The organism is Paenibacillus sp. FSL K6-2859, assembly GCF_038008265.1.
Lineage (GTDB): Bacteria > Bacillota > Bacilli > Paenibacillales > Paenibacillaceae > Paenibacillus_AQ > Paenibacillus_AQ nitricinens.
Genome location: NZ_JBBOYU010000001.1, coordinates 3,514,784 through 3,528,826, shown reverse-complemented (window position 1 = coordinate 3,528,826; position 14,043 = coordinate 3,514,784). Strand labels below are relative to the sequence as shown.

Sequence of the window (14,043 nt, the reverse complement as noted above, 5' to 3'; positions counted from 1 at the left end):
AATCTTCGATCTTAACTGCTGCCGGCTAAGATAATCGAAATACTTGAACATCTCCAGCTTCTACCCGTATAGACAGTTGAGTTGTTGAAGGTTCAGACGGATTTATTGGCTGGATTGTGGCGTTCCCATCATCAAACCATGGCTCTGCTGAAGTATAATTGGCAGGCAGCGTAACTTTGGCTTCTGCCAACATGTTCCCTTCATTATGCACATAGAGGAACGCACCTCTGTCTTCTGCAACTTCCCACTCGGAAAGGTCGGCGCGGACACCGCCGCTTACATGCACATTCGGCTGTAGCTTCAATTCCTGCTGTAAAAGATCGCGCACCAACTGTAGCGTTCCGGTATGTCCATCCTGCCAGTAGGCAGCCGCAAGCAAGGTACCGAACCATACAGCACACCCGTTGCCATAAGCGGCGGCCGTCAACACAGGCATATTGTCCTCGGCAAATTCGGCTAGGACCTTCACATGACTTTGCAGCGCAATATCTGATTTGTAATAGGAGCCGTGTGCCTTATCATCTGCGGCTGCTTCCCCTTCCTTGCTGTGCTCCAATACATTAAGGAGTGGGATCGCCGTCCGTGATTCGAATGCTACCTGATGATAGCTATGATCCAGATTCTCGGCAGAATGAATCCAAGTCTCCCGAACCCCAAAGACTTCATCAAATCCGTAACCGGGAACTGTATAGCTGTGACAGCCATTCTCTGCCTGAAGCGCTCCGAAGGAGCATTCCGAAATCAATATGCCTCCCTTTTCAACCCACTCACGAAGGAGGTTACACAGTTTACGGTTCAGATACAGTGGATAAGGCATCCACAGGCAGCGGTATTGGTCCAATGTCTGTTCCGTAACATCCGACTCATGCAGAAATTCCACTTTATAATTAAGGTCATGTAGCAGTTTATGGACGCCTTGCAGGGAATCGTTATAGGTGTCCAAATGATCATGGGCAGCAAAGTTTGCGATTTGGTTCTGTGGGCTGAATAGAATAGCAATCCCGTCCCCACGCCGTTTTGCCTGTAAAAGCTCTTGCTTATTGTCTTGCACAAGCTTATTTAGTTGGGCCATATCCTTGTACCATGGGGTTGGACTGCCGTCCAAATATACACTGCCCCAAGCTGGAGCCTCCTGTCCCAATACCTCCGGTCTATACTGCCAGAACAGATATCCCGTGATACCCCGGGCGAGCGGGGTCAGAATATGCCGTTTCATTTCTCGCAGCTCCGGCTGGCACGGCTTCATCGCCGTATTGCCCGGCAGTGCATGAATCTCCGAGTTGATGATCGGTTTACCTTTGGCGGCTGAGATCAGCAAATCAGCTGACCAGGCTGAGGACCCCAGACTATTGCCTGTCAGGTCACAGGGTTCAGCCAGCTTGAAGTCGTCTGAACCTGCTGTAATCATATTGAAGATAGGAGCTGGCACAGTATGTGCCATAACAGGATGCAGCAAATCTAGTGACTTCACAGTATCTACCCGGCTCCGCAGCTCATCTGTTAAAGTACCGGACATGAATAGCCGCCAGTCCACCAAATCATTGAATACGCCTTGCCCACGCGGTGCCTCTACTTCCTCCCAGTTTCCGTAAGTCCGCTGCCATGATTCGTTCAGAGCTTCCAGAGTAATATATTTATTTTTCAGCCATTCTTGGAATGCCAGCACGGAGTGCCCGCAATAACATACCTGGTTGTCAAATGACAACTTGCGCTTAATCCCTGTCGTCAGCTCAGGCTCATTCCATAAATCCCACACCCAGAGTGCAGGATGATCTTTGAATGTCTTCACTGTTTCCGACAGAAATTTCGCCTTCTCCGTGGCTGCAGCTGCATGGTGATAACAAGGTCCAGGAGCTCCGCCAATCTGGCGGCAGTTAATTGACCTTGGTTCCAGTACGGAACCGTCTGCTGTGATCATTTTGGAATCAGGATGTTTTTTATAAAACCAGGCTGGCGCCACATCGAAAATCACGTTCAAAATGACCTTTAAGCCGTTCCGTTGAGCAATATCCATCAGCTCCTGAATATCATCGAACTCGTAGATCCCTTCTTTAGACACGCTGGCGCGCCACTGCACCCAATATTTCACACAATTGAAGCCCTGCCCGGCGATATTGCTCAGGTCTTTTTCCCATTGATCCCGGAATGGGGTCGGGGAACGGTAATATTGAAACCCGAATGGAATAAATGAATTTTGCATCAAGGGTACTCCTCCTACAGCGTTCAATTTCGATGTCATGTATTTATAAAAGCGCTTACCGCTCTTTTACGGTTAAAGTCTATCACAGTACATTTTGCAAAAGTTAGGATGGAATCCTATGAAACGGTTTGTTAAGCTGTTGAAATATTTAGAACATCCGCTATGAGGTTATCGTTGTACAAAGCCACCGGGGAACATACTGCGAAATCGTTTGTGATCCTGACAACTAAGAAATTATCGCTCCTCTAAAAGAGGTTTCATGTTTATAATGGCTGTAAGACATATTAGAAACTACTTCGAGGTGAGGCCAATGTTGAAAGCGCTTATAGTAGATGATGAATATCTGGTTCGTATGGGCATCACTCAAACCATAGACTGGGCAGAATACAACGTTGAGATCATAGGAGAAGCCAGCAATGGTGAGGAGGGTTTGGAGCTTGCACTACAACACCGCCCGGATGTGATTATTACCGATATCCGTATGCCCTATATGAATGGTCTTGAACTCATCGAGAAAATACGGGAGCAGGACATGCTCGTAGGTATTGTCGTCCTCAGCGGTTATGACGAATTTCAATATGCACAGGCTGCATTGCGTTATGGCGCCTCCACCTATCTTTTAAAGCCCATTAACATAGAAGAACTCGCAGATACAGTAAGAAGCGTTGGTGATGAAATCCTGGGGAAAAAGCAACTCTCCAAGCGATATTCGCAGCTTAATGAGGAAATTGCCGCGATATCCAAACAATTCTGGCAGGATTTACTGCATGGCCAGCTGCATAGTGAGGAATTCATTACCAGCAAAATAAAGCTGCTGGAGCTGCAATTGGAACCAGGAAAAGCTATGCTGCCGCTGTCCATAGCCTTCCCTGCTGATAATGGTCTTCAAGGAACTGATGTAGGCAAAGCGTTGGAGGATGAAGCAGCGGTTATTCTGGAAGCGTATTCTTTTGAACAGCTCTGTCTATTCCGCGATAGTCATCTGGAGTGGGTTATGATACTCCGAACCGATGAACCTGAGCTTGCCGGTGATTCTGCCCGCAGATTAGGTAAGCAGCTATCGGAATGGAGCCAGCAGCACTTCGGCCAGGCTCTTAGCGTAGGCATCGGCAAACCAACTCAAGAATGGAACGGAATCGTAGATTCATACAAACAGGCTTGGCTTGCTGCGCAGCGTGCATTGTCTGGTATTGAACGCGTGTTGTACGCTGAAGAAGAAGCCGGAGCTCGATGCCGGCGTGAAATCAGAGACGCCCTCGCTTTTATCCGGGAGCATTATGCTGGGAACATTACCGTGGAGATGGTTGCTGCTGCGGTGTTCGTCAGTCCAACCCATTTAATGCATCTATTCCGCAAAGATTTGAACAAGACTTTCTATGAATGTCTGACGGAATATCGGATTGAAGAAGCCAAACGTATGCTGCGCAATCCGATGTACCGGGTCTATGAGGTGGGCAATCAGGTTGGTTTCACTGACTCCAAATACTTTAGCCAGATTTTCAAAAAGATGACGGGCATCCCACCGAGCGAATATGCAAAAACCTATGGTTAAGCTAACAATGGCCAACCGGATTAATTCTTGGATGCGGAGGTTCAAGATCAAAAGTCGGATTGTTGTTGTCCTGTTAGTGGGATTGTCACTGCATCTGGTGCTGATGCTTGTTATTTTCAACTTCTATTCCTATACCTATCTTCAAAAGGATCTGTACCGCCATGTCGTCCAGACTCAGCGCCAAATTGGTCTCAGTGTGGAGTTGATGGTCGATGATATTCAGATGTTGTTTCTGCGCTTTCTAGTGAACAGTGATATTTACCAGATCATTAATAACGATTCCCTGCCGGTAACAGACAAGGAATCACGGATCGGAGCTATCATCGACGGCATGCTGACCCAGAATGCTCTCGTGGGCAATGTGATTATAAGCACAAATGACAATATGCTTTATTCTTATCAGTCCAAGGAGCAGATGCTTGAGGTTCCCGAAGCCTTATTTATTAAACAGATACAGGAGAGCAGCATGCCTGTTGTTGGTGAGATCAAACGGGATGGTGACGGCAATGCCTATATTCCTTTCGGACAGCAATTCCGGAACTTCAATACGGGGCAAAATATCGGGGTTGTCATCATCTATGTCAGAGAATCCGCCTTGGCTGATCTTTATTCCTCCAGTTTCACTGGCATTGGCTACTCCTTCCTGACTTCCAGCGACCGGATTATATCTCACCCCGACAAGCGGCTCTTGGGCAATTTTTTGGAGGAGAACGCCCCCCTTCATCCGGGTCAGAAAGAAGGCTATCGCACCTGGTCAGATAACGGTAACTCCTACATCATTGCTACTTATCCTTTGAATCCTAGGTTGGAGACGCTTGGCGTTAGCTGGGAGTTCACCAGTGTGATTTCTAGCCACAAATTGCTGGAGGGAATTGCCAAGGGTAACCGAAATGCCCTTCTTTTCGCCAGTGTTACCTTCATTGTCCTACTGATTCTTTCCTTTTATCTGGCGGCCAAAATCACCCGTCCACTACTGAATTTGAAGAAGAAGCTGAGTCTGTTTGGCAAAAAAGACTTAGCTGCTGTCTATGAGCAGCGGGCACAGGTCGATGAGATTTTCCAGCTAGAGAACAGCTACTATCAGATGGTAGAACGGATCAGCCAATTAATGCTGGAAAAGGATGAAGAGAAAGAGAAGCAACGCAAAGCCGAGCTGACTGCGCTGCAATCGCAGATCAATCCTCATTTCCTCTACAACACACTGGATGCGATCGCCTGGATTGCCCGGCTAAAGAAGCAGCCCGACATTGAGCGGCTAATTTCTTCTCTGGCGACCTTTTTTCGGATTAGCCTGCATAAAGGCGACAAATTCGTCACTGTCGACGAAGAAATTCGCCTAGTGGAAAGTTTTGTGACTGTCGAGCAAATGCGTTTTCCGAATAAATTCGAGATTGAATACGACATTGAGGAATCGCTGCGCAAGGTCCGCATTCTGAAGCTGATTCTTCAGCCTATCGCAGAAAATGCGATCAAACATGGTATCAGTGAGAAACGTGGCATGGGCCGGATTTGGATTAAGGGTGAGTTGCTGGAGGATGAGATTCGCTTTACAGTGGCAGATGACGGAGTCGGCTTTGCCAACGGCGCGACACTTAGCCAAGCCAAGGAAGATGTGCTGTTCCAGAGCGGATATGGCCTGCGAAATGTGGACGAACGGATTAAGCTGGAATACGGCCCTCAATATGGGCTAAGCATCTCCAGCACTCCGGGTCAAGGCACTACGGTTACGATTAGCTTGAAGAAGGAGCTGCCCAATTAGCTAAGATTGTTAATGAATGCGGACATTACAAAGAAATCGTTCCTTTTTTGAGAGGTAGGTGGTACTTCCACTTTTCTCACAAAGAACGATTTCTTTTTTTACTAATTCCTTGGATACGTTTATCAGTCTCATACAGTCGCCACAACTCACTAAAGATCATAGTGCTTTAAAAGTAATTGGGGATATCAAGTGATATGGAGTCGAAATCATTTTCTTTTGAGTAATACATACAAACACTGTCTTTATATTTTTGACTATCATTAGGTAGTACAATAAAACCTAATCCTATGTAAAATTCTATCCCAATATCACTATAAAGGAAAAAATCGTTACATTTTTCTTCCTTTTCAAGTTTATTTATCGTTTCTTTGACCAATAAAGAAGCGTATCCTTTTTTTCTTAAATATAAAGGGGTAGCGATTGAACCAATCCCTTTTACAATTTGGCCTTCAGAAAGATTTAGATCATATACGATGAGGGAACTTAATAGTTGCTTTGTGTCTGTTGCTTCAAGAACATACCACGTTCCCTTTTTATACTTCTTTGAAGCCTGGCACATCGTTATATATTCTTCATATGGCAGATTATCTCCCCAAACATCATAGCCCATCTTATAAATTTCTATCATTTCCTCTTTTGTTGCTACCCTAATTTTTTTCAAAGTACCTCTCCTTCATTTTACGCGGTTATATTCTTTTCGACATTAAGCCTATCAAGACCTTTATTCTCCTAAAGCTAAACTGCCCGTTAACTGAAACAAATAAAAACGGCAGCCGAAGCAACCGCTAAATTCACTTTAGTATCCCGTTATCTTAGTGCTTCGCGGTACAATCCATAATGTGTTCACATCGTGTTGAATGAGTTATCTTATCTTATTTTATTTTTTTCGGGAACCCATATACAAAAAGTATCATACCGAGGAACGTAAGGATTGGCACAAAGATATTATCGAAGAAGCCTGTAATATGAGTTTCAGGTAAGGTCTCAAACATGTTTGCTTCGTATAACGCAACAGTTTCATGGCTGCGAGCTATCAAAGAGCCCACACGTTCAATAGCATAGATTACTCCAGCGGAAATTAGAAAGGATGCCCCTAGTTTTCTGTATAAGTCGTTTCCCATAAAATATTTATATCCTCCTCTATTTTCGTTAACTATCTCTCCCATTATTCCGCTTTACCACATTATTCCAATTGATAAATATTAGAATCTCATTTATTTCCCATAGATTCTGTCTGCTATTCTGACTGCCAATCTTAGTCTTTCATCGTGGAGTTAATTTTCAAGTATAACTGTTTCAGCGGATTAACAATACTGCCGCTAAGCTTTGAGATCAGCAACCAGAAAACTATGAACACCATGATGTTTAATCCGATCATTAAATACTTAAACGTCCGCAGCTCTGCATTCATTCCGTCTGCAGAGATATAGGTGACAATCCGCTCGTCCGATTCGGGCAGCGGATAGAGCAAAATCAAGCCGTCGGCCGTTTCACGCTCCAACAAATCCATAGCACCGCTACTAGAACTATCTTGTTCTTCCGGCATAGCCGGATTATCCTTCTCTGGTGTGGCCAGCGCTGTTCTAACTTCTTGCAGTCGCTTCATGGGCACATCCGCCGCATTCAGTAGCTTTCCGTTACTTGTCAGCAGATAAACTTCATTCTCACCGTAGATCGTATTCTTGCCTGACAGGTAGAAGCTGTACAGCTTGTCAATCTCAACTTCGAGCGAGAGCAGACCTAAAACTTGCCCCTCCGCATCCTGAATTTTCACCTCAAGTAGCAGGCGGTCGCGCAGATCAGAAGGCGCATTCATCAGATGTTCCCGGTTCAGCACCGTCCAGCGCAAAGCCTGTTCCCGATTATCCAGAAATTGTTCCATCACCGGAACTTTCTTGATCTCTGCAAAGGGGAGAAGCCCGGATACATTGCTCGAGGAGTACGTCCCCCCTGCTTCACCCCAAATATAAATGCCGAGAATGTCACTGCTAGAGGAGCGAATGCCCTCAAGTATCGGAGAAATCGCTCCGTCGTACGCTGGTTTTTTCAACGCATTCTGTACCACCTGATTGTTGGAGATAAGCTTGGAGGTCTCCTCTAGCCAGTTCATGAACAAAAGAGTGTTCTTATGCTGCTGGCCAGTGTATTGAACAGACAACTGCCGCAACATATCCAAACTTCTATGCTCCATAGTACGGTACAAAATGAAACTCGAAGCGGCAATGTAAACGGTAATAAACAGCACCAGGACAAGGCGGATGTTGCGGCCGAATGATCTGAACATATAACTCCCCATCCCCCTCTGGTGTATGAATCAACGAAAACGAAGATCAATTGAAATCAGACTATCAGCTAAAGTGACTAATGTCGATCGCCTTATAAAAAGAACCTGCATCTGTCAGCAGCACTTCATGATTAGGCAAGATAATTGTAATCGCCGAACCGGTTGGCCAGTTAGCTTCAAAATGGAAGCTTTTATGTCCCGCTTCTGAATGGATTTCCCATTTTACATGTATTGGACCCAGACTTGTGCTTACGATTCCACTGGCCTGTTGCAGATCGCCGCAATGTGGCTTTACGGTTATTCCCTCTATCCCTTGCCGGACACCCAATATCCCTCTTGTGAACTCAGTGATCGGGAGAGCGCTCCAGGCGTGACAGTCACTTCTGGTTCCAACAGAGTCCATTTCCGGGAGTGTAGTGAGGTTCAAATCCAGCTGTTTCATCCAACGAGCCCATAGTCCGAAGGAGCGGTCATACAATCCGCAATGTTCCAACGCGCGAAAAAGATAATAGCTCATCGGCAGCGAAAGTTTAGCCAGTGATGTGTCAGCCATTGTAATCTCTAGTAGTGCTGCACCCTCTACAGCGTCCACCGTGTCAGCTAAAATCGCCCAGACCTGCGTATGCTGGCTCAGCTGTGTTTCCGCTGTTGTCGCCGGGCTGTCGCGGAACATCAGGCTGTTCGTTTGGCGACAACAATCCAGCACTGCAGCGTTGACTGCGGCTTTTCGCTGACGTAGTTCACCAGCAATCTGTGTCCAGCTGCTGGCTGCAAGCAATTCAGCCGCTTGCTCCAGCGCGGCTGCATACATCAAACTAAGCATGGTCGCTGGTGTATCATCCGTACAGTCTGGTGCACCAAGTGGCCATTCTTCTACCCAGTCAAAATAATTCCAATATTGGCGAGGCGTTCTGTCCACCAGACCTTGCGGTGTCAGTCGCTGATCGAACCAGTCCAATACGGATAACAGTGGCAGTCGGTACCGATTTACCAGTGCCAGATCTCCAAAGGATCTGTAGTGGTCATGAATCATCCCGATCCAATATAAAGAGAAGGAGGGGATGACCTGTGGCAGCACTGAGGGGTAGCGGCTTTGCAACATGCCATTTGGCAGCTGCGAAGCCCTGTAATCTTCCATTGCCCTCCGTGCCAATCGGTCGTCTCCTGATAACAGGTACGTAAATTCCATCATCAGTTTGGTATCCATGGTATATTGCAACTGTTCATAATACGGCGTATCCTCGTAGGTCTCATGCATGCAGCGTTGAAGTGTTCGGACACTCAGCTCCCAGAGCTGGTTATATCGTTCATCGTTGCAATGAAAGCTTCCTTCCGGCAGCAAAGGATATCCGGTCTCCCGATAACTGAAGCCGGATATCGTCAAAGGTTCGGCTCCAGTATTCACCTCCAGCCGGATATACCGGAAGGTACGAAACCAGAATGGCTCATAGCTTTCCATCTGCACCGAGGTGCCATAACCGGCAGGATGATAGCAGTCATATCCTCCTCTTAACACATTCTCCTGCATATCATCACGGATGGATTTGCGGCGGATCTCGTCATCTCCAGTCTCTTCTTCGTAGCACTCGGCGTACAGCAGGGTGATTCGGCTACCTTTCCCCCCAAGAAGCTTAAGCTGCGGATAAGCTGTGATTAGCTCTCCTGCATCCAGCTCCAGCCAGAGTTGCTGCCACGCTTCCACGTGTATTCCTGCTAATGGCCGCGAAGCTCCACCAGCTTCATTCCGCAGCTCCAGACTATGCCCGTTTTCAAAAAGGGCTTCCCCTTCACCACTGCTGCTGCGCATCAGCTTCAGGAAGAGCTGATCGCGCTCATACAGCAGCGGAATCGGTCGCTCCGCCAATTGCCAGGGGGTTAATTGACCATAATCATCCCGCACCGGCTGTACAATCCCTGCGGGTAGCCAGGCGCTGTCGTCATATTCCGGCAGAATCCAATTCAGCAGCGACATGTCCCCCTCCACCTCTTCCAATCCGCCCATCCAGCGCATAATCGGAAACGGCTGAAGCCGGTAGCTGTGGTCCCTAATGCTTTTCCATGAGTTATCCGTATTAAGTTCCTGTACAATCTGCCCATTGTTCATAACATCCGCTTCTACAAGCAAGCCGCCTTTTTGCGAGCGCCAAATCGATAGAGGACCGTCTTCACCCAATTCAAATGGCGAAGTCCCAGCATAATGAACTACCATAACAGCAATCACATTTATACCTGGTTGCAAAACGTCGTCCAAATTGAACTCCTCATAATAGTGTACATGACCATGACCCTTGCAAGGACCGGCCCATAAACGCTGCCCGTTAACAAAGAGTCTGTAGCGGCTGTCAGCTGTAATGGCCAAATTCAGACTGTAGGCCCTCCCCGCTCCAGCTGGCAGCTCAAACATTTTGCGAAAATACACCCGCTCGTGTTGCTGCTCCCAACTTTCAGTTCCTTCCTCGTCCAAAGGCCAGATCCATCGCGCGTTCCAGTCTCCCCATTCTTTTGCTGCCATATAATGCACCTCTCCTTTATCCCTTAGAGTAGATTTTGGCAATGTACGCAGAAACGGCATCGCCGCCCTTTAGAAGGACGACGCCGCCGTTTGACTGTGTTTATTTCACCTTGTCGAGATAATCACGTTGGAATTCTTCAGCAGCCTTAGTCAAAACCTCCAGTGGATCTGCGTTTTTGTCCGTTAGGACGGTTTGCAGTACAATATCCAACTTCTGGTACAATTCCTGAGCATTGACCGGCTCTTCTGCCCGCATGCCTTTACTGCCGTTGTCCATATAATCACGGAACAAATCCAAGTTTACATTGTTGTATTTGTCGAGAATCTTCTGTTCTTCACCGATCCGCTTCTCATCTGTCCAAATCCGCAGTCCGTATGGGCCTACGATCAGCCCCTGATCACTCAGTGTCTTTTTCTCGATATCCCAACCAGTCAACGCCTCCTCTGAGGATTCCGGAGTGAATCCGTAGGTTTTTAGCCATTTGAATCCAGCATCAATCTGCTCAGGTGTTACATTAGGCGAAAACATATATAGACCACCTCCGAGCAGGGTTACAGGTTTTCCGATCGGCCCAACTGGAAGTGCGGACATTGCCACATTATCTTTAGACATTTTGGTCTGCTGCTGGATGACTGGAGACCAGTCATTCGTGCCGAAGCTCATTGCGACTTGATCGGTACCGATCAAGCGGAACATGTCATTTGTAACATCGACCAGATTATTATCTGGCAGAACATCATATTTCCATTTCAAGTCCTTCACATATTGCAGTGCTGCCGCTGCTTCTGGAGAATTGAACACCGCTTGCCATTTGCCATCTACCTGTTTTTCGAATTCCGCGCCGTATGCCCAGGCAATATTCATGAACATCCAACCGCCCTGGCCACTTTTTGTTGGCAGGAACATTCCCGCCTTACCAGTCTTTTGCTTGATGATCTGCGCGGTTTCTGCCAGCTCATCATATGTCTTAGGGAACTTTGGTATGCCTTTATCGTCCAACAGACCAGCTTCCTTAAAGAGATTCATATTGTAGAGCATGCCGATGACATATCCGTCCTTCGGAATCCCGTAATATTTCCCGTCTTTGGTAACCATCTTAAGCAGATCTGGATTGATCGCCTGATCATAACCATATTTTTTCATAGTATCCGTTATATCAGCTGCGTAATTTGCTTTGATAATTTTGCTTGTTTCTGTAAAAAAGGTTTCGTAAACCGTTGGAAGCTGACCACTGGCCGCTTTAGGCAGGAAAGAGCTGACGTCATACCCCCATTCATCCTTGTCCACAATGATATCCGGAAAATTAGCTTTCATCTTCGCCATAACCTGCTCATACTGGGCAATTTTGGCTTCCTCATTCGGCTTCGGCCAGTTACTGACCTTGATCGTCACTTGTTTGTTGCTCGCTTCTTCCGTATTCCCCCCGGCGTTCTCTTCTTTGGAACCTCCGCAGCCAGCCAGACCGGCCGTAAGAAGTAATGTTAGCGCCAGTGTAGCTGTAATTTTTTTGGTGTGTTCGATTCTCAATGTAATTCCCCCTAAGCTTATTGTTAAAGCATTCTTCACAACATGTAAAGCGCTTTCTTTTGAATCTGAAATCATCTTACCACGCACCTTCTGCAGCACCCTACGGGGCAAAACTGTGAAATGGTTTGTGATCGGGTGATGTTACCCTTTAATACTTCCACCAAAGGATTGCCCGTTCATAATGTACTTTTGGAAAAAAACAAACAGGATAATCGGCGGCAGGATCGCAAACGTCAGCGCAATAAACTGAATGTCCTGCGGCAAAGTCGCTTTCAGATTGTAAATGGCCACAATGACCGACCAGGTCGATTTATCCTTCAGCACCATAAAAGGCCAAAAGAAATCCTGCCAGACACTGTTCATCGTTAGTATCGTAATTGTTGCCATAACCGGTCCGCTGAGCGGAAGTATCACCCGGATAAAGATACCGATCGTGCTCGCTCCGTCAATTTTGGCCGCTTCCAGCAGCGCCAGAGGGATGGTATCAAAAAAATTCTTGAAGATCAGAATTACCACCGGATTCACAGCAGCCATAAACCACATCGGCCAGTAAGTATTGGTCAGGTTCAAGTGTAACAATGGAAAATCAATCAGGTTTTTGAACAGCGGCACCATCCCGACTGTATTCGGAACCATCATGGTCCACACGATCAGAGCAAACAGCAGTGCACTCCCTCGAGGCTTAAGCTTGGAAAAAAAATATCCTGCCAGCCCGTTAAACGTAAGGCAAAATAGTACAGAACCGACAGCTAAGTATGCCGTATTCAGATAATAACTGAGAAAGTTAAATTCCTGCCAGGTCTCCCATAGCTTGCCAACATTGAATGAGCGAGGAATCAGGGTGGGCGGGATCGCATAGAACTCTTTGATGTCTTTAAGACTCGAGACCATAATCCAGACCGGAGGCAGAATACAGACGGCGGCAAGCACAATCATCAGAATGAACATGCACCAATACAGCACGCGCACCCAAGGTGATCTATATTCTATATTGCCGATAATGCCAAATGCTTCTTTTGTTTTCATAGCTTCTACTCCCTGTTCAATTTCTTATCCAGCCGGAAATAAATAATAGTAAGCACCATCAGAACAAGAAAAGTAATAACCCCCAGCGCCATGGAATGCCCTGCTTCAAAACTCCGGAATGCATAATAATAGCTTTGCAGCATCAACGTCATTGAGGCATTATTCGGCCCCCCCTCGGTCATGACCAGAGGCTCGTTGAAGATCTGGAATACACCGCTAATCTGCAAAATCATCATCAATCCGATCATACTGGAGATTTGCGGAATGGTGATGCTTTTAAATCTTCGCCATACATTCGCACCGTCGATGGAAGCCGCTTCGTACAGATCATGATTAATGCTTTGCAGACTGGCTAGATAGAGCAGCACCGTTCCCCCAAAATTCCGCCAGGTAATCGTGAAAATAATCAGCATAATCGTCATGTCCGGGTCCTGAAGCCACTGCTGCACCGGGAATCCCAGAGCGCTCAGCATAATATTCAGCACGCCGCCCTTCCCAGGCTCAAACAGAAACATCCATAACATCGAGGCAGCAATGCCGGGAACCATGCTCGGAAAAAAGACTGAAAAGCGGAAGAACGATTTCCCATGCCTGAGCTCATTGATCACAACTGCGACAATAATGGGTACAGCAAATCCAATCAGCAGCGACCAAAACACATATACAAAAGAGTTGGTCAGTGTCTGCTGAAACGCTGAGTTCTGTATCACATCCTTGTAATTCTGCAGTCCGGCAAAGCTTACGGCATCATAACCCTCTGTATTGAAAAAAGAGAGCACAATGCCCTTGATCAGCGGCTGCCAGGAAAAAAAGAAAAAGGCAAAAAGCGTAGGGACAATTAATATCCAAGAGGACCAATCTCTAAATAGACGCCGCACAGGATAACCTTTCTTTTTCTTAGTCATTAAAGGATTTAGTTCAGTGGTTTTTCCAATCATGCTCCTGTCCTTCCTTCCTCCCGAAGCCAAGATTCACTCCGGTCAGGCGTTGTTAGTTGTTATATTTAAATGATAGCGCTTCCTTCGAATCCTCGAAATCCGGTAACCCTGCGAAAGCGTTTGTAAAGCTACTTATTTTGCTGGCAAGTGTTTATGCGAGAAATATAAGAGGTAGAGTATGGTATGAAACTTATACTTTCTTATATTTCAAAAAAAAGCGATGTACGCACCGAAATGGCCGTAC

At 46.5% G+C, this 14,043-nt stretch carries 10 protein-coding genes; 2 read left to right on the top strand and 8 right to left on the bottom strand.

Annotated elements, in window-relative coordinates; all coding sequences use genetic code 11:
- Positions 1–25: 25 nt before the first annotated feature.
- Entirely contained in the window at positions 26–2,200 is a 2,175-nt protein-coding gene (locus MHB64_RS15565; RefSeq protein WP_341134807.1) for a beta-galactosidase, read from the bottom strand.
- Between the two features lie 310 nt (positions 2,201–2,510).
- Between MHB64_RS15565 and MHB64_RS15560 the strand changes: the two genes are divergently transcribed.
- Together MHB64_RS15560 and MHB64_RS15555 are read left to right on the top strand one after the other, a co-directional pair.
- Positions 2,511–3,752: a response regulator gene (locus MHB64_RS15560; RefSeq protein ID WP_341134806.1), complete on the top strand. Its 1,242-nt coding sequence runs from the start codon at positions 2,511–2,513 to the stop codon at positions 3,750–3,752.
- On the top strand, positions 3,733–5,511 hold the full coding sequence (locus MHB64_RS15555; protein ID WP_341134805.1) for a cache domain-containing sensor histidine kinase: 1,779 nt from the start codon (positions 3,733–3,735) through the stop codon (positions 5,509–5,511). Before MHB64_RS15560 ends, MHB64_RS15555 begins: the two co-directional genes overlap by 20 nt.
- 166 nt (positions 5,512–5,677) lie before the next feature.
- Here the strand turns inward: MHB64_RS15555 and MHB64_RS15550 are convergent, their stop codons facing one another.
- The 7 genes from MHB64_RS15550 to MHB64_RS15520 form a co-directional block, all read right to left on the bottom strand.
- Positions 5,678–6,172 (bottom strand): GNAT family N-acetyltransferase, encoded by a 495-nt coding sequence (locus MHB64_RS15550; RefSeq protein WP_094869008.1) that lies wholly within the window; start codon positions 6,170–6,172, stop codon positions 5,678–5,680.
- Between the two features lie 211 nt (positions 6,173–6,383).
- A complete protein-coding gene (locus tag MHB64_RS15545) occupies positions 6,384–6,677 on the bottom strand; it encodes a hypothetical protein (protein WP_341134804.1) in 294 nt (97 codons plus the stop codon).
- 89 nt (positions 6,678–6,766) lie between these two features.
- A complete protein-coding gene (locus MHB64_RS15540) occupies positions 6,767–7,795 on the bottom strand; it encodes a cache domain-containing protein (protein WP_341134803.1) in 1,029 nt (342 codons plus the stop codon).
- Between the two features lie 64 nt (positions 7,796–7,859).
- Entirely contained in the window at positions 7,860–10,307 is a 2,448-nt protein-coding gene (locus MHB64_RS15535) for an alpha-L-rhamnosidase-related protein (protein WP_341134802.1), read from the bottom strand.
- Positions 10,308–10,407: 100 nt separating this feature from the next.
- The gene (locus MHB64_RS15530; protein WP_341134801.1) at positions 10,408–11,835 is read right to left on the bottom strand and encodes an ABC transporter substrate-binding protein; all 1,428 of its coding nucleotides are present in this window, start codon (positions 11,833–11,835) and stop codon (positions 10,408–10,410) included.
- Between the two features lie 141 nt (positions 11,836–11,976).
- The gene (locus MHB64_RS15525; protein WP_094869013.1) at positions 11,977–12,861 is read right to left on the bottom strand and encodes a carbohydrate ABC transporter permease; all 885 of its coding nucleotides are present in this window, start codon (positions 12,859–12,861) and stop codon (positions 11,977–11,979) included.
- A gap of 5 nt (positions 12,862–12,866) precedes the next feature.
- Positions 12,867–13,799 (bottom strand): carbohydrate ABC transporter permease, encoded by a 933-nt coding sequence (locus MHB64_RS15520; protein ID WP_218832573.1) that lies wholly within the window; start codon positions 13,797–13,799, stop codon positions 12,867–12,869.
- Positions 13,800–14,043: the final 244 nt, after the last annotated feature.

Bases quoted from the DNA above. Each gene is read 5' to 3' on its own strand.
- MHB64_RS15525 (WP_094869013.1), bottom strand. From the start codon at position 12,861: ATGAAAACAAAAGAAGCATTTGGCATTATCGGCAATATAGAATATAGA.
- MHB64_RS15540 (WP_341134803.1), bottom strand. From the start codon at position 7,795: ATGTTCAGATCATTCGGCCGCAACATCCGCCTTGTCCTGGTGCTGTTT.
- MHB64_RS15560 (WP_341134806.1), top strand. From the start codon at position 2,511: ATGTTGAAAGCGCTTATAGTAGATGATGAATATCTGGTTCGTATGGGC.
- MHB64_RS15535 (WP_341134802.1), bottom strand. From the start codon at position 10,307: ATGGCAGCAAAAGAATGGGGAGACTGGAACGCGCGATGGATCTGGCCT.
- MHB64_RS15520 (WP_218832573.1), bottom strand. From the start codon at position 13,799: ATGATTGGAAAAACCACTGAACTAAATCCTTTAATGACTAAGAAAAAG.
- MHB64_RS15565 (WP_341134807.1), bottom strand. From the start codon at position 2,200: ATGCAAAATTCATTTATTCCATTCGGGTTTCAATATTACCGTTCCCCG.
- MHB64_RS15555 (WP_341134805.1), top strand. From the start codon at position 3,733: ATGCAAAAACCTATGGTTAAGCTAACAATGGCCAACCGGATTAATTCT.
- MHB64_RS15545 (WP_341134804.1), bottom strand. From the start codon at position 6,677: ATGGGAGAGATAGTTAACGAAAATAGAGGAGGATATAAATATTTTATG.